This is a genomic window from Paenibacillus sp. FSL R7-0272, assembly GCF_037969905.1.
Classification (GTDB): Bacteria; Bacillota; Bacilli; order Paenibacillales; family Paenibacillaceae; genus Paenibacillus; species Paenibacillus polysaccharolyticus.
In genome coordinates, this window is record NZ_CP150221.1 from 222,447 (window position 1) to 245,040 (window position 22,594).

The 22,594-nt window shown below is 47.6% G+C and carries 19 protein-coding genes; 15 read left to right on the forward strand and 4 right to left on the reverse strand.

The window, feature by feature from the left end:
* The first annotated feature begins 97 nt into the window (after positions 1-97).
* Positions 98-484 (forward strand): RidA family protein, encoded by a 387-nt coding sequence (locus tag MKY23_RS01050; protein ID WP_339834624.1) that lies wholly within the window; start codon positions 98-100, stop codon positions 482-484.
* Positions 485-638: 154 nt separating this feature from the next.
* Here MKY23_RS01050 and pdxA read toward each other — a convergent pair whose 3' ends face one another.
* The 4 genes from pdxA to MKY23_RS01070 form a co-directional block, all read right to left on the reverse strand.
* A complete protein-coding gene (gene pdxA / locus MKY23_RS01055) occupies positions 639-1,640 on the reverse strand; it encodes a 4-hydroxythreonine-4-phosphate dehydrogenase PdxA (protein WP_339834627.1) in 1,002 nt (333 codons plus the stop codon).
* Positions 1,637-2,932 (reverse strand): four-carbon acid sugar kinase family protein, encoded by a 1,296-nt coding sequence (locus MKY23_RS01060; protein ID WP_339834630.1) that lies wholly within the window; start codon positions 2,930-2,932, stop codon positions 1,637-1,639. Before MKY23_RS01060 ends, pdxA begins: the two co-directional genes overlap by 4 nt.
* Positions 2,933-3,205: 273 nt before the next feature.
* On the reverse strand, positions 3,206-4,192 hold the full coding sequence (locus MKY23_RS01065; protein WP_339834633.1) for a 2-keto-3-deoxygluconate permease: 987 nt from the start codon (positions 4,190-4,192) through the stop codon (positions 3,206-3,208).
* A gap of 235 nt (positions 4,193-4,427) precedes the next feature.
* A complete protein-coding gene (locus MKY23_RS01070; protein WP_154984857.1) occupies positions 4,428-6,116 on the reverse strand; it encodes a PrpR N-terminal domain-containing protein in 1,689 nt (562 codons plus the stop codon).
* Positions 6,117-6,353: 237 nt separating this feature from the next.
* Between MKY23_RS01070 and MKY23_RS01075 the strand changes: the two genes are divergently transcribed.
* The 14 genes from MKY23_RS01075 to MKY23_RS01140 all read left to right on the forward strand — a co-directional run bounded on the left by MKY23_RS01075 (position 6,354) and on the right by MKY23_RS01140 (position 22,536).
* Positions 6,354-6,572, forward strand: a complete 219-nt coding sequence (locus MKY23_RS01075; protein WP_090924252.1) for a hypothetical protein — start codon at positions 6,354-6,356, stop codon at positions 6,570-6,572.
* An 87-nt stretch (positions 6,573-6,659) separates the two neighbouring features.
* Positions 6,660-7,367 carry a PspA/IM30 family protein gene (locus MKY23_RS01080; RefSeq protein WP_186809812.1) on the forward strand — a complete coding sequence of 236 codons (708 nt, stop codon included), beginning with the start codon at positions 6,660-6,662 and terminating at the stop codon, positions 7,365-7,367.
* Positions 7,368-7,397: 30 nt separating this feature from the next.
* Positions 7,398-8,429, forward strand: coding sequence for a TFIIB-type zinc ribbon-containing protein (locus MKY23_RS01085; protein WP_154891530.1), 1,032 nt, complete (start codon positions 7,398-7,400; stop codon positions 8,427-8,429).
* Positions 8,426-9,226, forward strand: a complete 801-nt coding sequence (locus MKY23_RS01090; protein WP_261764631.1) for a TPM domain-containing protein — start codon at positions 8,426-8,428, stop codon at positions 9,224-9,226. The genes MKY23_RS01085 and MKY23_RS01090 overlap by 4 nt, the downstream gene beginning before the upstream one ends.
* A gap of 94 nt (positions 9,227-9,320) precedes the next feature.
* Positions 9,321-10,367 (forward strand): SPFH domain-containing protein, encoded by a 1,047-nt coding sequence (locus tag MKY23_RS01095; RefSeq protein ID WP_154984859.1) that lies wholly within the window; start codon positions 9,321-9,323, stop codon positions 10,365-10,367.
* 347 nt (positions 10,368-10,714) lie between these two features.
* Positions 10,715-10,942 (forward strand): DUF896 domain-containing protein, encoded by a 228-nt coding sequence (locus MKY23_RS01100; protein ID WP_090924289.1) that lies wholly within the window; start codon positions 10,715-10,717, stop codon positions 10,940-10,942.
* 178 nt (positions 10,943-11,120) lie between these two features.
* Positions 11,121-12,080 (forward strand): ring-cleaving dioxygenase, encoded by a 960-nt coding sequence (locus MKY23_RS01105; RefSeq protein ID WP_154891528.1) that lies wholly within the window; start codon positions 11,121-11,123, stop codon positions 12,078-12,080.
* 27 nt (positions 12,081-12,107) lie between these two features.
* The gene (locus MKY23_RS01110; protein ID WP_339834644.1) at positions 12,108-13,196 is read left to right on the forward strand and encodes a low temperature requirement protein A; all 1,089 of its coding nucleotides are present in this window, start codon (positions 12,108-12,110) and stop codon (positions 13,194-13,196) included.
* Between the two features lie 300 nt (positions 13,197-13,496).
* Complete coding sequence (locus MKY23_RS01115; protein WP_221790133.1) at positions 13,497-16,280, forward strand: glycoside hydrolase family 3 C-terminal domain-containing protein; 2,784 nt, start codon at positions 13,497-13,499, stop codon at positions 16,278-16,280.
* Between the two features lie 241 nt (positions 16,281-16,521).
* A complete protein-coding gene (locus tag MKY23_RS01120) occupies positions 16,522-16,713 on the forward strand; it encodes a hypothetical protein (RefSeq protein ID WP_090924244.1) in 192 nt (63 codons plus the stop codon).
* 387 nt (positions 16,714-17,100) lie between these two features.
* Positions 17,101-18,120: a sialidase family protein gene (locus MKY23_RS01125; RefSeq protein WP_339834651.1), complete on the forward strand. Its 1,020-nt coding sequence runs from the start codon at positions 17,101-17,103 to the stop codon at positions 18,118-18,120.
* A 75-nt stretch (positions 18,121-18,195) separates the two neighbouring features.
* Positions 18,196-19,113, forward strand: coding sequence for a copper homeostasis protein CutC (locus MKY23_RS01130; RefSeq protein WP_339834654.1), 918 nt, complete (start codon positions 18,196-18,198; stop codon positions 19,111-19,113).
* Positions 19,114-19,244: 131 nt separating this feature from the next.
* On the forward strand, positions 19,245-20,723 hold the full coding sequence (locus MKY23_RS01135; RefSeq protein ID WP_154984863.1) for an alpha-L-fucosidase: 1,479 nt from the start codon (positions 19,245-19,247) through the stop codon (positions 20,721-20,723).
* Between the two features lies 1 nt (position 20,724).
* Positions 20,725-22,536 (forward strand): beta-galactosidase, encoded by a 1,812-nt coding sequence (locus tag MKY23_RS01140; RefSeq protein WP_339834659.1) that lies wholly within the window; start codon positions 20,725-20,727, stop codon positions 22,534-22,536.
* Positions 22,537-22,594 lie beyond the last annotated feature (58 nt).

Genomic DNA, 22,594 nt, shown 5'->3' on the forward strand with positions numbered 1-22,594 from the left:
TATCCTTTCAGATAGTACCTATCATTATTGTGCGTACTATCCTAATCTTTTTGCCCAGTCTATACTAGCCTTAATTTAAAGTAAAGGGGTTAGTTACATGACCACAATTCAAACGTACAATCATGATCTCTGGGATCACGGGATCTCTCAAGGCTACTGCGTCAACAATACGCTGTACATTTCTGGACAATTTTCTCACAACGCAGAAGGTAGCTTTGTTGGTGAGGGGGATATTCAGGCACAAGTATTACAGACATTAGAGAACTTGGATACCGTATTAGCACAGTTTGACGTAACCAGGTCTAATCTTTCATATGTTGAAATTTACTTGACTCAGGCGCAGAAGCACGGGGAAATCGCCATCGAAATGTTTAAAGAATATATTGGTGAGCATCGACCGGCAGGCAGTCTGATTGGAGTGAGTTATCTGGCATTCCCGGAACAGTGGGTGGAGATTCGAGGCGTTGCCCATGTTGGTTCATAAAAATGGGAAACTAAGGAATCGCAGCTGTTCTTTTCATTAGAGGTGTATGGATATAAAAAAAATAACAAGGCAAACCTTCGAATGAAGTAGGTTTGCCTTGGTTGATCTATATGATGTTTACTTTATAGAGCTATATACTAAAGGATTGCTCTCATTACACCAAGTCTTTCGGTGCAAGCTCAATGGCGGAACGGATGGCAGCCAGCATGCTTTTATCATCAGCGATGTTTTTGCCAACGATATCAAAGGCTGTGCCGTGGTCAACGGATGTACGGATGATGCCGCCTTTCAGTCCAACTGTGATATTCACGCCTTCCTCAATGCCCATCACCTTGATTGGGGCATGACCTTGGTCGTGATAGCAGGCTACAACGATGTCGAAGTCGCCGCGGCCTGCGCGGAAGAAGAGTGTGTCCGCTGGCAGTGGACCAACGACGTTAATGCCTTCCTGCTGCGCACGCTCAATGCCGGGCTGCAACTTCTCTTCTTCTTCCCCGTTGCCGAATAGGCCGTTCTCTCCGGCATGAGGGTTAATCCCGCATACCGCGACGCGTGGATTGTCAAAGCCTGCTTTTTTCAACGTATCATGAGCCAGCTTCACAACCGTGTAGGTTCTTTCCGGGTTAATGCTCGCAATAGCATCAATCAGACCCATATGAGTGGTCAAGTGAATGACGCGCAAGTTAGGCGTAGTGAGCATCATGGAGAAGTCCTCGGTGTCCGTCAGGTCTGCCAAAATCTCCGTATGGCCTGGATACAGATGGCCTCCCAGATGCAGTGCCTCTTTGTTAAGCGGTGCTGTGCAGATCGAGTGAATCTGTTTCTTTTTCGCCAAATCAATGGCCTTCGCTAGAAACTGAAATGCCGCATCTCCCGCGACAGCTGACACTTTGCCGTACTCCAGATCAGCTGGAACAAGGTTCAGATCAATGACATCGACAGTACCGAATTCATACTTTGCTTCTTCTGGTTCCTGAATAGAATTCACTTTCAAGTTGGAGCCGATCACGGGTAGCACACGCTCCAAAATCTTTGCATCACCGATCACAAGTGGGTTGCACTGATCATACACCTCTTGATGTGCCAATGCTTTCATAATAATCTCCGGTCCAATGCCTGCGGCATCGCCCATCGTAATACCTACTGTGGGTTTCATACGAGAATGCCCCCTTTTAATTTTTGAATCGCTCGGATAAAGACGTCCGGTTTGCCGAATCCGCCGGCTTTGGTAATCACATATAAATCTTCAATACCCATAAATCTGGAGATTGGCACGCCGATTTCAAGCTCGTCCAGCAGTTCGAAGCCGCTGATATTCCATTTCAGACAAATCTGTTTGGCGGTATCGCCGCCCGTCATGGATACTCCTTTGAAAAGTCCCTCTTCGAGCAATCTGGCGCAAATTTCGCCTATCGCACGTACGATTTCGTTGCTGACTTGTGTGTGATTTAATCCGCGATTCTCACCTGTTGCCCGTGCCAGCTCAATATCGATGGATTCAGCGGTGGAGTAAAGCACAACATCCTGTCCCTCCAACGCTTTAGTTCTGACCTCATCGTAGACACGTTCCATCTCCGCAGTACGATCTGCTTCTGCCGATACGGCTTTGAACGAATGAAACGATACGGACGCAATCCGAGACTGACGGAGCAAACGATACAACTGCTCCCGAGAGTTTTTATTCACACTGCCTACGACAGTCAAGATGGGGCCCGTATTCTCTGGGATCGTGAGTGCGGCGGATTTGGACTCTAGCTCATAGTGAGCGGGAAGATAGTTCGTAATCCCTGCTGAACCCGCCCAAGCAAATGTATATGGCATGTCCCGTGTCATCTGCAAAATCTGCTCCAAATGTGCTTCCCCCGTGGAATCCACTAGTACATACGGGATGTCGTTTTGTTTGAACTGCTCCAGTTTGGCGTGTATCTGTTGTTGTCCGGCTTCCAGATCACCAACTGTAATCTCGCCCACGCGGTATTTCGTCTGCTGTTTGAGCAGATCCGGCAGGTAAGAGATCGTTACGGGTGTTTTTGGATCAAGGGCAATTTCTGTCTCCGCAAGTGGCACGCCGTTTAGGTAATGAATGCCCTCTCGAATGGTACGGTTATTTTTGGGATAACCGGGGGCGATCATCATGAAATCAGGTTGTACAACATCATATACTGCATCGATCTCGATACCGATATTGCCTCGCATGGTGGAATCCATCTTTTTGAAAAGCGTATCGAACCCGTTCTCCGTCAGCAGCTTGGCTGCATGATACACGCGATTATAAGCTTCCTCTGCTGCAATAGAACGGCTATCCGTATCAAAAACAACGGTATCATAAGAGGCCAGTGAGGCCTCGTCCATATTAAATAGAACACTCGTCTTCAGGCCATGCCGGGCTAGCTGCACCCCGCTGTCATTGGCACCGGTCAAATCATCTGCAATAATGGCCAGTTTCATGCAGTCATCCCTCCTTTAGTTTTCGTTTGTTACATTAACCATATAAATTGAACCAAAGGTGTTTACACGGATCACTCCGATGACAGAATAACCTTCCAATCGCTGTTATCCCCAGATTTCTTGAATCCCTTTTCCAAAGGGGGAAATCCGGTGATAAAGGCGAACGCTTCGCTTCTCCAGGTTTTTTCTGTCCTCTCCGTTAATGTGTAAATAGATAGTTCAATTTATATGGTAAAAAATTCAAAAAAATTACTCAGTATTAATGCCCATTATTTATGAGGTCGGTCGTTCATTATATTTGGCGACCCCGCCTGATTTCTCCAGCCGTTTAGAGAGGAAACCGATAAAGATCGGCAACAAAATTGCCGTGGTCACAACACTTGCCGCAATCTGCACCGTAGCAATCTCCGCAATAGGGCCAAATGAAGCGTTGGCAGCTACGATGGCAGCTGGTGTACCTACCGCATTACCCGCTGTGGAACCTTCAGATGCGCCAACAATGGGATTCCAGCCGATGGCTTTGAAGAGCAAGTATCCAACCCCGCCTGTAAGAAGCACAGTCAGCACGCCGAGCAGAATTCCACCAAGTCCACCTTGGATAATAGAGGAGAAGTTGATGCCCATACCGAGTGCAAAGGCAAAAAACGGAACGAGCTTGTCACTGCCTTTGTGCAGCCATTCAGCCATATTACGATCCAGATTACCAATAATGACACCAACGATCAGTGGAAGCAATACCGCAACAAAGGACATCGGAGAGAACATACCGTTCGCAAAGCCCATCGCACCAAAGATCGAGAGCGCTACCATCGTTAGAAACGGTCCGTCACTAAGTGCGAGGAACGGGTAGGCTGCTTTGTCGTCTTCTTTACCATATTGACCCGCAAGTGCAATGTAGAGGCCACCGTTGGAATTCGTCATAGCTGCAATAATGGCAAGCGGAGCAAGTCCTAGAAATAAGCCGTTTGAGTCAGCGAGTAGAATAGCGATGAAACCAAGACCAGCACCGATTACCCACTTGAACGTAAGCAGGGTCAAACCTTTGCCGACAGAGGAACCAGCTGTTTTAAATGTGATCTGTGTACCTGCAATTAACAGGAATAATGCAATGAGTGTGCTCGCACTGTTTACAAAAAGAGCTTCTGTAAATCCGCCGATGCGTAGAGCATTCGGAAAAAATGTATTGATCGTTGCACCTAGCAACAGGGGAACAACCATCATACCGCCAGGGATGCGATCGAGAGTAGCTTTAATGTTCATAGTCGTAGCTCCTTATGAAGTAATCGTTTTCTTAAGCGCTTGCAGAGACTATGTTAGCTTATGTTGTTTAAATTAGCAACAATAAATTATTGTAAATTTAAAGTAAGTTCAAAATTGTTTAAAAATGCAACACAATCATCATGTGCAGTCCAATATCCATTGAACGAGCATAAGGAGTGCTGCTCTTGAAAAGAAGCCCGCAAAAAAAGCCCATAAAAAAGGCGTAAACTTAAAGTTAATCTTTAAGTTTACGCCATAATGTGGCTCGGTTAATCCCCAGACGCTCAGCGGCTTTGGATTGATTGTTATTTTCTTCCTGTAGCACTCGCTTAATGACTTCCTGCTCAATTTCTTTTAATGTACCACCAAGCTTCATTGCACTTACATTTGCCGCAGACTGTTGATGAAGTAGACGGTTTAAAGTGCCCCTCGTAATGACATAATCCGGTTCATTCAGCGCAGCTTGTTTGATCAGATGTTTCAGCTGATTGACGTTCATCTGTGCGGCCTGATCCCGAATTATCTGTAGTGCATCCTCCTTGATTCGTACAGCGGTAGTGCCGTATTTGTGATAATACCCCGTCAGGAAGTGCTGCATCAACGGTTCAAGATCCTCCGTACGTTCGGCCAGGCTTGGCATCATGAGTGTGTTCAGCTTCAGCCGGAGTGTCCAATTCGGATCAGGCACTTGCTCACTTAGAATAAACAGACCGATGTTGTTTTGGAGACAGGTCTCGATGAAGGTAAGCAGCTCAGGATCGTTCAGGCGTGATTCGATCTGATTCAGCTCGACCGTTTTCACCTTGGTTAACGGGATTTTGTGCAAATGGCCTGAAGGAACCTGGGAGAGATCAATTTGCAACAAAAGTCCACCGCCAGCATGTATCTGATGCATATGTTTGACCAGAAAGGATTTACCAGAGTCGGCTTCGCCCAATAAGTATATCGCTTCATTATGCGAATAGAGTGCGCGGATATTCTTTAATACAGCCTGCATGGCAGGTGATTCGGCAACGATGGGCTCCATCGAGGAATCGGTGAACGTGGTGATGCCGAATTGTGCAAATGCGTAAGGTTCTCCTTTTTCCAGCAGATACACCTTGTAGCTCTTGTTATCCAGCTTGGTTTCATAAGCCTGCACCGTCAATTGATAATCGTCTACCATAAACACGTTCTGAATTTTGGATTGATGGAACTCCAGACTTGTGTTCATTAGATACAAGTGATTTTCGGTGAGAGGATTATGATCGAAATCAGCCCAGTTTTCAAAAACTACTTCGTCCTGTTCGTCCAAAATCAGCAGATTCCGATGCTCTTGGGTCACGAGATCATGGAGTATGATGGAGACCGTCTGATTTTTGCTCAAATAACGGTAGACTAGCTGTGCATCCTCCATGGCTCTGAGAATGGATTCGGTGCCCGATTGAATCAGTAAACCGTCCAGACCGTAGGCCTTTGCGGTATTCACGGTAATAACGTCACCCACAATCTGCTGGTACCCAGAGGCCTTCAACTCCAGTAGTAACCTGGCGACCTCTTCGGAGCTATGTATGGTGTAAACTTTGAGCGGCAGATCCATCAGGTCGATTATGGACTGTGCGCCAGATGTAATGTTGGAGAATCCAACGATGGCCGTGTGTCCGTTAAACTGGCTTGCCAGTGTGAGAGAACGAATCATGTCATAGCCAGATAGCTGCACATCGATGACAGGAACGGCCACCGCCTGTTTAATAAGTTGCGCGGTTCCGCCGCGGCTAATAATAATTTCTGCACCGTTTTTTTCGGCTTGAATGGCCAGCTCTACCCCTTTTGCCAAGTCACCCACATCGGTCTGGATGGATAGCTCAGGATAGCGCGGGATGCATTCTTCTATAATAGGAATCATGGATTCATAAGGAGCGATGAAATGAACTCGTGTACGCATAGTTTTCCTGCCTTTTATAAAATCATTGATCCCTTTATTATAGCTAATTTGAGGAAGAAAGGCATCTTTGAAGAGGAGTGACGCGAGGTGTGAAGAACGATGTGACGAACTGCACTGAATCGAATGATCATTTATTTCAAAATTAAAATTAAAGCATTAGGGAAGGGATTTACCTGAGTGCATAGTTAGAGCGTGTTTGCGACATCAAAGTTAATTTATATAAAGGAGTCGAGACATATGCCAAATATACATAAAGCCGCTGATCCAGACCATATTATCCAGTGTGTGGTGGAGCGATTCCCCTGCAGAGTGCTGTGGAGCGAAGGCCGTCCGTGCCTGGAGTATCAGCGGCAAGAGGATGTGGCAGAGATTACAGAATACGTGCGGACTGCGTATGGTGTGGAGCTGCTGGATGTCTTTTTTACAGCGGTGGAAAGCCTCCCTGAGGAGATGTAGCCAGAGCTTAGAATCATTTTAATGAAACGTATGCGGTGTTATTCATGTATTATATTCATATGAACATACCCGAAGGAGGAACAAATGGTGGGAATCTTATCGAGGTTTAGAGACGTGATGAAGGCCAATGTGAATCACATGCTGAACCGGGCAGGCGACCCGGAGAAAACGGTGAACGAGTACATGCGGAGCCTGAGCAGTGACCTGGGACAGGTGAAAGCCGAGACAGCCGCGGTACTGTCGGATGAAAATCGGGCCAAGCGGGCACTGGATGAGTGCCAGGCTGAGGTGAACAAGTTGCAACGTTATGCGGAGAAATCAGCGGAGTCAGGTGATGTGGACAAGGCACGCAGCTTTTTGGAGAAAAAAGTGAAGCTGGCTGACAAACGCAATGAATTACAAGCGGCATATGACCGGGCCTCCGCCAAAGCGCAGATGATGAAACACATGAACGACAAACTTGTTGCAGATTTGGGGACATTGGAGGCAAGACATGCAGAGCTGAAAGGCCGAATGGCTGATGCGAAGGCAAAGCAGCAGTTGAATGAACAAAATGCATCTGCGAGCCGTGCTGAATCTGCGTTTAAAGCGATGGAAGATCAAGCGAATCAGGCATTAAATGAAGCGGAAGCACTTGCCGAGCTTCGTGCAGGCACACAGGAAGATGATCTGGATGAACTTATTGCACAGCTGGAGCGGGATATGAACGCGGATGCGGGTAATAGGAATAGAGAGAATCCAAGTCCAAGTGCGGACGAGGAACTGGCAGCGATCCAGGAGAAACTAGGGAAGTAAGACATCCGATTTAGACACGGAGGTGAACAGATGCCGGTATTAGAGTATAAATGTCCGAATTGCGGCAGCGGCATGATTTTTGATAGTGTGTCCGGTGCATTATCTTGTCCGAGCTGCGGGCGGCAGGACAACATTGAACAGCTCCCTGATCCCTTGAAGAAGCAGGTGTTTACGGAGGGGGAAGTGAAGGAATATCACTGCAACAGCTGCGGAGCAGATATCGTGACCGAACCGGAGACAAGTGCAACGACATGCAGTTTCTGCGGTGCGGCGGTGGTGCTAAGTGATCGGCTGACGGGCAATTTGGCCCCGGCGATGGTGATTCCTTTTTCCATCAACAAAGATCAAGCGAAACAGGCGTTCAAAAAATGGTGCAGAAACGGTCTGCTCACGCCCGGTGGCTTCATGACCGCTGATCGCATCCAGAGCGTTACCGGCATATACGTGCCGTTCTGGCTTTATGATTTACATAACCGAATTGAGGTCCATGCTCAGGGAACCAAGGTACGATCCTATACGCAGGGTGACTACCATTATACGGAGACGCAGCATTTTGATATTTATCGTAAAATTCGGTTGGAATACGTGAATCTGCCCATCGACGCATCGGAAAAAATGAACGACGAGCTGATGGATAAGCTGGAGCCGTTTCCCTACAATGAGCTGAAATTGTTCAAAACCCCGTATCTGGCGGGATATATTGCGGAAAAATACAGTTATTCCGAAGATGAGCTTTTCCCACGGGCCAAGGATAAGACGAGATCCTACATTGATTCTTACATCGCCTCTACCGTATCGGGATATACAAGCGTGAGCTACACCAATAAACATATCGATACCACGCTCAAAAATGCAGACTATGTCCTGTTACCCGTATGGATGGTCAACTATGATTACAACCACAAACAGTACACCTTTGCCATGAATGGACAGACGGGTAAAGTGGTCGGCAAACCACCGATCAGTAAAGCCAAAGTGGCTGGATGGTTTACGGGTGTCGCCGCCGTTTCACTGTTGTCGCTGAAGCTGGTGTCGTGGATGATGGGAGGCGGATTCCTGTGAGCCAAAAAAGACCCGTAGTTGCGATGGCAGCGCTAATTGTACTTCTAGTGACCATGCTCGCTCCGATCTTTCCGATATCATCAGCATCCGCAGCCGAGAACAAAAACCTCATCTACGATGAGGCTAACCTGTTAAGTGAACAGGATCGAAATGAATTAAATGCACTGGCGAATCAGTATTCGGCGGAGCGTCAGACGGACTTGATCATTTACACGACTAACAACGAGGAACAGAAGGAAGATAAGCTTCTGACTCAGGAATTCTACGATAACCGTGCACCGGGATATGATAAACCTCATGGGAACACCGTTATGCTGACATTGGATATGTACAATCGGAAGGTTTATGTGGCGGGTTTTTATAAAGGTGAAGAATACGTCGACAACGACCGAACCGCTAGAATTACAGACAAAATTTACTCGGATTTATCAGAAGGCAATTATCGGATCGCTTTTGAAAAGTTTCTGAACCTGTCTTACGAATATCTGGATCTCAAGCCTGGAGTGAACCCGGATAATATTTTATTCAAAACATGGTTTCAGCTTGCCGCATCTGTAGCGATTGGTGGTATTGTCGTTGGCGTCATGACCTATCGTTCGGGCGGACGTGTGACGGTCAACCGCGCTACTTATGAGGATTCGGCTAACTCTCATGTGATTGATCGTCAGGATCGATATATTCGCACAACGGTCACGAAGACCAAAATTGAGAAAAACAATAACAACAGCGGAGGCGGCGGTGGTGGAGGTACGACCGCAGGTGGACATTCGCACAGTGGTAGTAGCCGATCGTTCTAACCGCAATAACCAGACATATCGTCAACATTTATTGAATGATGGCACAACGTAGATGAAGCTTGATAGGGTTACTATAGAAGGGACGGGATCGAACATGGGATTTTTCAGAAATCAGTTCTCCAACGTAGTGGAATGGGAAGAATTCAGAGATGATATGATCTTCTGGAAGTGGAACAACCGAGAGATTAAAAAGGGCAGTAAGCTGATTATCCGCTCGGGACAGGATGCGATTTTCCTGAATAACGGCAAGGTGGAAGGGATTTTTGAGGACGAAGGTTCGTTTAATATCGACTCGGAGATTATTCCGTTTCTGTCCACGCTAAAAGGATTCAAGTTCGGATTCAACAGCGGTATGCGGGTTGAAGTTTTGTTCGTAAATACAAAAGAGTTCACTGTACGCTGGGGCACACAGAGTCCGGTATTGATTCCAACACCACAGCTTCCGGGCGGCATGCCGATTCGGGCGAATGGAACGTTTAACTTCAAAGTAAGTGACTATGTGACTCTGATTGATAAAATCGCAGGCATCAAACAGAGTTACCTGGTGGAGGATGTCAAAATCCGCATCACGTCTGTGCTGGATCAGCTACTGATGAAGTGGATTAGCCGTGAGGGCAAGGACATGTTCAATCTACAAGCGAATGCATCGGATATTGCACGCGGTATTCAAGAGGATCTGGATATGCAGATGATGGATATCGGGATTGGCATAACCGGCTTCCAGGTAATGAGCTTTAACTATCCGCAGGAAATTCAGGATATGATCACCAAAACGGCCTCCCACGAGATGATCGGCAATCTGCAAAAGTACCAGCAGGTGAGTATGACCGACGGGATCTCTTCCGGTAAAGTACAGGGCGGCGGTGCAGCTTCCGATATGGCAGGTATGATGATGGGTATGAACATGGCGAATGAAATGCTGAAAAACATGAACCAGAACAATCAGAACTCCAATCATCAAAATTCAAATAACCAAGGGAATAACCAAAGCAACCAGAATCAAAGTCAACAGCAGAATAATAATGCGGGTGCGCCTTCGTCTTCTGGTGGGGATGGCAAAAAGCCAAACTTCTGTCCGAACTGTGGTGCCAAAAATGAAGGAGCCAACTTCTGTCCGAACTGCGGACAAAAGCTGGCCTGATCGCTTGCCAAATCCGGATTCCCGATGTAACGGGATACTTAAGATTCAAATTCAACTTAAGCTTATCTAATATATGCTAAGTATAACTTCGAATAAAAGGTTAGTTCTACAGGAGATCATATCCGTAGAGCTAACCTTTTATTGATTTTAATTATATAGGAGCGATACGTTTGAAGGCGAAGTAAACCCGCTTAATTTTCATAAAAACAAAGTGTTGACAACCAAAACAAAATCAATTATCTTTATATTAAGATATTTAATTTGAATGAAAGTGACAGCAAGATTAACACAAGAATATACTCAAATAAATATCTTCAAATGATTGAACAGGAGGAGAGATCCAGATGATGATTCCAACATTGACGCGAATTAATGAACTCGCGAGAAAAGCCAAAGCAGGTGGATTGACGGAGATGGAACAGGCTGAACAGACTCGCCTTCGCCAGGAATATTTGCAGACTTTCCGTGGTTCAGTCAACGACATTTTGCTGAATGCCACCATCTACGATCCAAACGGCGATGACGTGACTCCAGATAAATTGAAACAAGAACAGGCTTCCAGACAGAATCCATAGATTTTGTTGCAGAAGCAGAGGGGCACTAAACGTTCCCTGATCGGGAGTTCACGATAAACTGTGCTACTCGTACGGATGTTAGTCTCAATCCGGAACTAGTAGCACAGACCATATATCTTAATTTAAAGATAATATAATTCCACTATAAATAAGCATACAAACCAAGGAGGAAATAATCATGAATATTCAAACGACAGGCATCCACCACATTACCGCTTTTGCTGGAGATCCGCAGGCTAACGTTGATTTTTACGCCGGAGTTCTGGGACTTCGTCTAGTGAAAAAAACAGTAAACTTCGATGCACCGGATGTATACCATCTGTACTTCGGAGATGAGCACGGCAGTCCGGGAACCATTATTACCTTCTTCCCGGCGGCTGGTTCACCACGAGGCCAGATTGGCGGCGGTCAGGTAGGCATCACTTCATATGTCATTCCACCGGGTTCTATGGACTTCTGGCAAAATCGTCTGGAAAGTTTTAATATCGAATTAACTCGCACTAACCGCTTTGATGAGGAATTGCTGCAATTCGAAGATAGCGAAGGCTTGCGTCTGGAGCTTGTTGAGCGGGAAGAAGGAGCGGCAAATACTTGGGTGCAGGAAGGTATTCCTGCTGAACATGCAATCAAAGGGTTCGGTGGAGCCGTACTGTTCAGTGTGAATCCGCAGCGTACGATGGATGCGCTTGAGCGTATTCTCGGATTTGTGAAAGTGGGCGAAAATGAAGAATATGCCCGTTTCCGTTCCATCGGTGACATTGGCAATATCGTGGATGTGCCTGTTACCCGCGTGCCACTTGGTATGGGCGGCGCAGGAACAGTACACCATATCGCATGGCGTGCAGTCGATGATGCACAGCACGCGCAGTGGAGTGAAGCCGTGCGCGGGTATGGCTACCAGCCGACTCCGGTACGGGATCGCCAGTATTTTAACGCGATTTACTTCAGAGAAGCTGGCGGCATCCTGTTTGAGATTGCGACTGATCCTCCAGGCTTTGCCAAAGACGAACCCGCCGAAGCACTTGGACAGAAACTGATGCTGCCAGAGTGGTTTGAGCAATACCGGACTCAGATCGAGGATAATCTGCAGCCGATTCAAGTCAGAACACTTACGCCTGTCACAGCTGTGACAGAGTGACTTAGAGAGATAAAGGAGCATTGAGGGATGATGGAGAAAAAAGTCACCTGGCTGGAGCTGTTCTATGATTTGCTTTTCGTCGCGGCAGTCTCCAAAGCAGGCCATGTCTTGTTACATGCCGAGCACGGCGTCATTACATTCGAATATTTATTAAAGTTCGTGTTAATCTTCATCCCGGTATGGTGGGCGTGGGTAGGCCAGACCTTATTCATCAACCGTTATGGTCAGGATATTCTGAGCCATCGGATTTTCCTCATCCTTCAACTGCTGTCGGTTCTCATTATGACGGCAAGTCTGTCCACTCATTTTGACGAACACTATCTATCCTTCTTCGTAGGTTATATTGGTTCCAGAGCATTTACCGCGATTCAGTACCTGACGATCCACAAATCGAAAAGCGAGCATCAGCAGCAGGCCGCCCGTTTCCTGGGCCTCTCGTTTATCATTGGCATCGTGATCTCATCGGGTTCGCTGTTCTTTGATTCTTGGGTGCGGTATGTAATTTTGTATGCCGGAATTGCCGTGGATATTATTTTACCGCTGCTTGGTCGTAAAAATCTGGTGAAGGTGCCTGTGCAGACCCATCATCTGCTGGAACGTTTTGCTCTCTTTACGCTCATTCTGCTAGGTGAATCCGTTGTCAGTATTATCGCGGTATTGTCGGCCGATCAATGGGATTTGAAATCAATCTTGTTTGCCGTCTTTACGTCCCTGTTTGTCATCGCCATGTGGTGGCAGTACTTCGATAACGTGGAGAAAAAAGTGAGCAAAGAGATGCAAACCGCCGGGCAGGCGATCATCTACGGGCATCTATTTATCTACATCTCCCTGAGCATGATCGCTGCTTCGATCCAACTGCTGTACCAGAACCTGCTGAGTTATGAGTTTATGCTTGCGTTTGTATTTGGCTCGGTGCTACTGTATTTCCTGTCAACAACCCTTGTGTTTCATCGCTACAGACACCCGCATCTTCGCCTCCGTCCAGTTCATATGATAGTCATGGTGGGCTTGTTAGTGGCCTTTGTGGTGGTGGATCTAATCTACCGCGTTCCCGGATATGTCATCATGGGTGAGGATATGTTGTTCTTTCTGGTATATGCGAAGCTGACGACTTGACCTGTGTTTATATAAAAAAGAAGCAAGAGCCACGGACGACTTTGTTCGTGGCTTTCATTTTTGCTATAAGAGCATAAATATTTCTCATATATTTTCATGTAGGCAATCTGTTAAGATGGGACTAGGTACAAGTAAATCAGCCATATCCATGAAGTTCGTTCTATTTTTAAATGAGCTTAGTCGGGGAAAGAGCGATATTAAGGTTATTTTGCCATCGTAGTAATGGGGGTACGATCTAATCTTGTTTATAAATAGCCGTTTCACACAGATATGGAGATAACATTTCAGGAGGGAAATCATTTGAGTACAAATCTAATTGGTGTTCCATTGGAAGGGTTTGCAGAGTTCAGCCGTACAGTGGCTGCCGAAGGAGCCGTTTTGCTTAAAAATGAAGGACAGGTGCTTCCACTTAGTCGTTCCGAAAACGTTTCAGTTTTTGGCCGGATTCAAGTGAATTATTATCGCAGTGGTACAGGTTCAGGCGGGAGTGTTCATGTCGCGTATACCACGAATCTGCTGGATGGACTACGCAGTAAAAAGAACATTACCGTTAATGAAGAACTGGCAGCGGTTTATGAGAAATGGATCGAGGAAAATCCGTTTGACGATGGCGGCAAAGTATGGGCGGCCGAGCCGTGGAATCAGAAGGAAATGCCACTCACGGACGAATTGGTCGCACAGGCAAGAAGTAAATCCAGCAAAGCTATTGTGGTCATAGGACGTACTGCAGGGGAAGATCAGGATAATGCAGATGCACCCGGAAGTTATCGTCTGACCGACGATGAGAAGGCGATGCTGAAGCATGTGACGAACCATTTTGAACATACAATTGTAGTACTTAATGTCTCCAATATTATGGATATGAGCTGGCTGGACGAAACGGTTTTGCATCCGATTCAAGGTGTAATTTACTCCTGGCACGGCGGCATGGAAGGCGGTAACGCGATCGCGGACGTACTGGCTGGAGACGTGACACCAAGCGGTAAACTGACGGATACGATTGCATATTCCATCGAAGATTACCCTTCTACAAGCAACTACGGAAATGAGTTCAAGAACCTGTATCAGGAAGATATTTATGTGGGGTATCGTTTTTTCGAAACGTTTCGACCTGAAAAAGTACAATTTGAGTTCGGTTATGGCTTGTCTTACACCACTTTTGCCACACAAATCGAGAAAGCTCGCACGGTGACCGAGAACGGTGAGACATCGATCGAGGTTCGTGTGAACGTGACCAACTCCGGTACAACCTATGCAGGTAAAGAGGTCGTTCAGGTGTATTATGAAGCACCGCAAGGGGAACTGGGACAACCGGTGAAAGCACTTGCCGCTTTTGGCAAAACAGGACTATTGCAGCCCGGCGATTCCGAGCTGTTAACGATCCGTTTCCCGGTAAATCACATGGCTTCGTATGATGATGCGGGTGTAACGGGATATGCTTCCGCATACGTGCTTGAAGCTGGAACGTACCGTCTGCATGTGGGTACGAGTGTGAAGCAGGTAGAGCATGTTGGCGTCGACGGCCAAGATGGCTACGTTGTGGACACGGTTCAACTGGTGGAGCAATTGCAGGAAGCGATGGCGCCAACGGAAGATTTTACACGGTTGAAACCGGGCATTCGCAAGGCAGATGGATCATACGAGCTGACTTATGTAGATGTTCCAAAGCGCAAAGTGTCTATCGCGGATCGCATCAAGCAGAACTTGCCGCAAACATTGGAGCAGACGGGAAATCAGGGTTACAAGCTGAGTGACGTGAAGGCGGGTAAAGTGAGTCTGGAGGCCTTTGTAGCTCAACTGAGCGATCAGGATCTGGCAGCAATTGTACGCGGCGAAGGCATGAGCAGTCCGCTGGTTACTTCGGGAACGGCATCGGCTTTCGGTGGTGTGAGTGACAGCCTGTTTAACTATGGCATTCCTGTTGCCTGTACGGCAGATGGCCCGTCCGGTATCCGTATGGATAGTGGGGAAAAAGCAACACAAGTATCTATCGGAACGCTGCTAGCGGCAACGTGGAATGCAGACTTGGTAGAAGAACTGTATGTGATGGAAGGACAAGAGCTGCTTCGCAATCAGGTAGACACCTTACTCGGACCTGGACTCAATATCCGCCGCAGTCCGCTGAATGGTCGTAACTTCGAGTACTTCTCGGAAGATCCGCTGATCTCGGGTGTATTTGCCGCTGCTTGTACGAAAGGTATTATGAAGGGCGGATCTAACGCCACACTGAAACACTTTGCCTGCAACAACCAGGAGAAACACCGTAGCAAAGTCGATGCTGTTGTATCCGAACGTGCGCTACGCGAAATTTATCTGAAAGGGTTCGAGATTGCGGTGAAAGAGGGTGGAGCGAACTCCATCATGACCTCTTACAATCCGATTAACGGACACTGGGCTGCATCCAACTACGATCTGAACACAACGATTCTGCGTGGAGAGTGGAACTTCGACGGCATTGTGATGACCGACTGGTGGGCCATTATGAACGATGTGGTAGAAGGCGGAGAAGCCGATCGCAAGTTCACGAACTGGATGGTTCGCGCTCAGAACGACCTGTACATGGTTGTGCCAAACTATGGCGCAGAGATCAACGGCTGGGACGATAATACAATGGAATCGCTCGAAAATGGAACTTTGACCCGCGGCGAGCTACAGCGCTCCGCGATCAATATCTGCAAATTCATCATGAACGCGCCGGTATCCTCACGCAAACATGAGATTGTAGAGAACGTGGCTTCGTTCCAGGCGAACGCGTCTCTGACTGCGGCAAACGCCCAGTCGCTGGCTGATAATGCACAGATAAAACCTGCGGTAACTGAGCCTGTATATATGAAAGTGGATGAAGCAGGCCAGTACCGGATTATCGTGCAGATTATGTCACCTGAGCCTGAACTGGCGCAAAGTGCATGTAATGTGCTGCTGAATGGTCAGCTTGCTACGACGATTCAAACGAACGGTACAGAAGGCAAATGGATCAGACAAAAGCTGGTGAAAGTGCAACTGGAAGCAGGGGCGTATGAACTCAAGCTTGACTTTACAAAACCAGGATTGCAGATCGATTGGATCGAATTCAAGCAAGTGTAGGTTAGGTTTTAACGGTATGCTTGCGATATAAAAGGTGACATGTAAATGGACTGGCACATGCATGCATTCGGGTCTCTTTCTAAGTAGAAGTGTAATAGTGTGGTGCTAAAACCGTTACTGGGATAATAACAAAGGACACTGCGTGCAGTGTCCTTTTGTTGTCACCGGAGGAGCAGACTGTTATGATCGAGTTACGGGATCGTGGTCAAACAGAATAATGGGGTCAGGGGTGTGGCAAACGATGAAAAGATACAATTACTTAAGTCCGATTTTGCTGATTGTTGTTGCATTGATCGTACGAGGACTGGTGACCAACGTATGTATGTTGTTTGGCTTGTCGCAAGAGGTGTCCAGCAATATTGCGATGCTTGCCATGATTATTGTGGCTTTGATTATGTTTAACCGAATGACAAAAGCCCGGCGTAACAAGTAAAACGGTGTGGTCTCCGATGGGACAAGTAGGTAGAAAAAAGCAATTTTGAAAGCCCTTTATTTTTTTTTTTTTTTGAAGGGTTAGGAATAGGTAAGAAAGATGCTAGCACAGGATACAAAGACGATGTAGAGATTCTTCTGCTTCGTCTTTTTTGCGTCATGTCTCAAAAATTTTTCGCCCATCAAAGGGTTGCATGGTAGATCGTGAATTCTATAAAGTTGTGGTTTTAGAGTTCACCTTCGGGTATTGACGTTCACTACCTAACGTTTTAGACTGAAGCTATAATTGAATAACAAATAAAATAACAAAAATAACAAATGGTGATGGTAGTCAAAGCAATAAAAGTCATGGAGGCAGTGAAAGAAGTAAAAGGCAGGAGGCTCACTCATGATCATGATGGCAGAGAAACAATATGTTTTTCGAGAAGGACAGCTTTTTCAGAGTAGTCATGCATCCACAATTGCTGTCCTGCCAGGTGGTGTGGTTATTGCAGCTTGGTTTGCAGGTTCGTATGAAAAATCCAGCGACACCGCCATCTGGATGGCTATTCAGGAGCAAGATGGCTTGTGGTCAGCGCCGCGCAAAGTAGCGGATGAAGAAGGCATTGCCCATTGGAACCCGGTGCTGTATGCACATGGGTGCTCACTTGTCCTCTTTTACAAGGTGGGACACGAAATTACAGACTGGCATACGCGCATCATGCGCTCGGAGGATGGCGGGCAGACGTGGACGGCTGCTCGTGAGTTGGTCCCCGGTGATGTGGGGGGCCGTGGTCCGGTGCGCAATAAACCTGTACGACTAGCGGACGGAACGATTTTGGCTCCAGCTTCTATTGAGCGAATGGACACGGAGAATCTGGGCAAGCAGGTGTGGGAAGCTTTTGTTGATATTTCAACCGATGAGGGCAAGACATGGAGGAAAAGTGAACCCGTGCCGATGAATTTGTCTGTTTATGTGGGGGCGGATCATTGGATTGCAAAAGGTCTGATTCAGCCTGCTCTTTGGACTTCAAGTGCTAATGATGCACATATGCTGCTTCGCAGTACGGAGGGGAGGATTTTCCGTAGCGACTCGGTGGATAGCGGCAGGACATGGTGTGAAGCGTACCCGACAGAACTGCCAAACAACAATAGCGGAATTGATGTCACACGCCTGGAGAGTGGCATGCTTGCGCTTGTTTACAATCCCGTGAGCGGATATGCGACAGAGAGTCCCCGGACACCACTGGTAGTTGCTTTTTCGAATGACAATGGTCAGAGCTGGGGAGATGAATGGGTGCTTGAAGATGAGCCGGGCGAGTATTCTTATCCTGCCATCGTATCTCAGGGACAAAACCTTTACATCTCGTATACGTGGAAAAGAGACCGGGTTGCGTTCTGGAAACTGAACGTTCAAACATGGGAATAAGCAAGGGCCGCAGAAACGCTGATCAAGCGTTTAATCGGTCCTTTCTGTCGTGGTTACTTGTGAGGAGGTGTTCCTATGAATAGGCGAGTCAACAACTTAAAGCCAATATTGGAAGTCATTGCGCTAGACGCGGCAGATGCCCAAGCGGCTGAGCAGGGGGGAGCCGATCGGATCGAGCTGGTATCGGCTATGAGCGAAGGTGGTCTTACGCCCAGTTATGGGCAGATTGAACAGGTTGTATCCAAGGTGTCGATTCCAGTGTATGTCATGATAAGGCCTCATAGCCGCTCGTTCTGCTATAGCGCTAATGATCTTCAGGCGATGATCCAAGACATACGTGTGGCGAGGGAGCTTGGTGCCGCAGGCATCGTGATTGGAGCTCTCACCGATGAGGGAGAAGTAGATCGCTCCTTTTTACAAACTTGTCTGTTAAGCGCTCAGGGGATGGGAGTTACGTTTCATCGCGCCATCGATTCGAGTGCACATGTGGTGAGAGCACTGGAGAGCATTGGTAGCGTCAATGGAGGGAACGAGGGCAAGGGCAGGTATGAATATGAGAGGGAGATGAAGAACAAGAAAAAGAACAAGAACAAGAACAAGAGCGAGAGTGAAAGTAATAACAGGAGCAGTAGCGAGAATAACAGCAAGGACAAGAGTGAGTGTGAGAGCAAGAGCAAGAGTGCAAGTGTTAGTAAGAGCGAGAAGAGTGTCGTTGAGCGTGTACTTACATCGGGAGGGAAACTTACAGCACCTGAGGGTTTGCTCGAACTACAGCAGTTGCAGGAGATAGGACAGACGTTGAATATATCGATTATGGCGGGTTCTGGTGTCACGATTGAAGGGATTCCAACCATCGTGAGCCGAACGGGGATTACCGAGATTCATATGGGATCGGGTTTGCGACATGGATGGAGTTTTGATCATTCTGTAGATACGCAGCTTGTCGCTCAGGCCAAAGCAGCGTTGATTCGTGTAGTACAAGAGTTGCGGTAATAGTGTCCATTGTGTGGGTGCTGTTAGAAACAGCCAACATAGCGGTAGTTAAAGAAGCGGATGAGCAGCTAGAACAAAGCAATAAAAGCAATGAAAGCAAAATGCACTTTTCATATAAGGGAGTGTGAGCCATGAATTCAAAGCTTTTACCAGCACCAGCGGATTGGATTAAAACAGCGGCACAGGTTAGCCCGTCCGAGCGCCAAATGCGATGGCAGGAGATGGAGTTTTATGCTTTTATTCATTTTACGGTGAACACATTTACGGATCGGGAATGGGGGACGGGTGAGGAAGACCCGGCGATCTTTAACCCTACTGAGCTACATGCAGGGCAATGGGTGGAGGCGTGTAAGGATGCAGGCATGAAAGGGTTGATTTTGACATGTAAACATCATGACGGATTCTGTCTATGGCCCAGCCGTTATACAGACCATACGGTCGCAGCAAGTCCATGGCGAAATGGCTCTGGTGATCTGGTTCGAGAAGTTGCGGATGCCTGTCGTGACGCCGGGTTGAAATTTGGGGTGTATCTCTCTCCATGGGATCGCCATGAAGCATGTTATGGGGATTCGGAACGGTATAACGCCTTTTTTCTTCATCAACTGCGCGAACTGCTGACGAACTACGGTGACATCTTCTGTGTATGGTTTGATGGAGCGTGTGGCGAAGGGCCCAATGGGAAAAGGCAGATCTATGACTGGCACGCCTATTACGCGCTTATTCGTGAACTCCAGCCAGAAGCGGTCATTTCGGTTTGTGGTCCGGACGTACGCTGGTGTGGCAATGAGGCAGGACATACGCGCGAATCGGAATGGAGCGTTGTGCCGGCGCATATGCAGGATAATGAGAAGATTCAGGAGCAGTCGCAACAGGTGGATGATGGAGCGTTTGCGAGGAAAATCAATACACAGGACCGTGATCTGGGGAGTCGGAGCGTTATCCGTGATTATGCAGATCAGCTGGTGTGGTATCCTGCCGAGGTGAATACTTCGATACGTCCGGGCTGGTTCTATCATGCGAGTGAGGATGATCAGGTCAAAACGCTGGAGGAACTGCTGTCCGTTTATTACGGGGCCGTGGGCGGCAACGCCTGTTTTTTGCTTAACCTGCCTCCAGACAAGCGTGGTCTGATTCATGAAAATGATGTTCAGCGACTGCGGGAGTTAGGTTCAGCGCTGCGTACCACGTTCAGTGAAGACTTGGCGCAAGGCGCACAGGCGAAGGCTTCGGAGACGATGGACGAAGCACATGATGCTTCACAAGTGCTAAATCCGTATGGAGAGCGCAAACCAAAAGCTTATTGGTGCCCACGCGAAGGAACAGAGCAGGCGTGGATTGAATTGATTTTGCCGGAAGAAAAGACCTTCGACCGTGTGATGCTGATGGAGCACATCCAATCGGGGCAACGGATCGAACGATTCACGCTGGAAGTATGCGGTGAGGATGGTCGGTGGCAGGATATCTATGCCGGAACGGTGGTTGGGTATAAGCGGATTTGCTGTTTCCCAAAAGTGACTGCACGCCGGGTTCGAGTAACCATTCAGGAGTCCAGATGGTTCCCGACGTTATCTAGATTCAGTTTATTTTACAGTGAACGGGAGGACATGTGAGATGGCAGTACTGACGGCTCAGGGGTCACAATTCATACTGGATGGAGAACCAATTCAGATTCTATCAGGGGCCATTCATTATTTTCGAGTCGTGCCCGAGTATTGGGAAGATCGGCTGCTGAAGCTGAAGGCCTGCGGGTTCAATACGGTGGAGACCTATGTGCCATGGAATGTGCATGAGCCGCAGCCAGGAGAGTATTGTTTTGAAGGCATGGCGGATGTGGAGAAATATATTCGACTTGCTGGGAGCTTGGGGCTGCATGTGATCATTCGTCCAAGTCCTTACATCTGTGCGGAGTGGGAATTTGGCGGATTGCCTTCCTGGCTGCTTGCCGATGACCATCTGCGGCTTCGTTGCAGTGATTCGGCGTTTCTGGCGCATGTGGATCGGTATTACGATGTACTTTTACCCACATTAAAACCTCTTCTGAGCACCTCTGGCGGCCCCGTTATTGCATTGCAGATTGAAAATGAATATGGCAGCTTCGGGAACGATGCGAGTTATCTGCAATATTTGCGAGATGGCATGGTGAGGCGGGGCATGGATGTGTTCCTGTTCACCTCGGATGGGCCAACCGATCATATGCTGCAGGCTGGTTCCGTGCCAGGACACTTGGCAACAGTGAATTTTGGATCGGGGACAGAGTGGGCGTTCGCTAAGCTGCGTGAATATCAGGTAGAGGAACCTCTTATGTGTATGGAGTTTTGGAATGGCTGGTTCGATCACTGGGGCGAATCTCATCACACTCGGGAAGCAGAAGATGTAGCTAAAGTGCTGGAGGAAATGTTAGAAGCAGGCGCCTCGGTGAATTTCTACATGTTCCATGGCGGTACGAATTTTGCATTTTATAATGGAGCGAACTGTCAGCAAAAGGATCAATACGAACCAACCATTACGAGTTACGACTATGACTCTTTGCTTAGTGAATCGGGAGAACTCACAGCGAAATTTTATGCGGTGAGGGAGGTTCTCTCGCGGTATAGCGGTTCTAAAAAAGATGATCGTAGCTCTGAACCGAGAAATATGGTTTTACCGGAACCTATAGGAACGGCTGCTTACGGTAGGGTCGAGATGGCGCAGCGAGCTAGCTTGATGCAACAACTGGACGCACTGGCTATTCCAATGCACCGTACAAACCCGGAGCCGATGGAGAAGCTGGGGCAGGATTATGGGTTTATCAGCTACCAGACGCGGATATCCGGGCCAAGAGAACGACAGGAGTTCGTTGTTCAGGAGGTTCGTGACCGGGCAATGGTGTTTGTAGATGGCCTTTTACAGGGAGTACTGGAACGTGGGAATCCCACGGCGACAACGATATCCTTTGAAGTACCCGCGGAAGGCACGGAGTTGCTCATTCTCGTTGAGAATATGGGGCGAATCAATTATGGGCCGTACCTGAGAGATCCGAAGGGAATTACGGAGGGTGTGCGGCATGGATTTCAGTTTTTATACGATTGGACGATTCATTGTTTGCCGATGACCGATCTTTCGGGTTTATCCTTCGCTGTGCTGTCTGAGCTTGAGAGTAGCGTAAGAACAGTAACAGAGGAGCCATTTTTTTATCGAGGAAGTCTTCATATTGAAGATGTGTTGGATATAAAGGATACTTTTCTTCGTCTGGACGGCTGGACAAAAGGGGTTGCATTTGTAAACGGATTCAATCTGGGGCGCTACTGGAATAAAGGCCCGCAACAGACGTTGTATGTCCCTGCGCCTCTTCTCCGTCTAGGGGAGAACGAGATCATCATATTTGAGCTTCATGGGACAGCAGATGCCGCCGTCATTTTCGTGGATCAGCCGGATTTGGGCTAGAAAAGGAAAATCGGTGAGCCATGCGATTATTGGCAATTGCTCTATGGACTGAAACAAG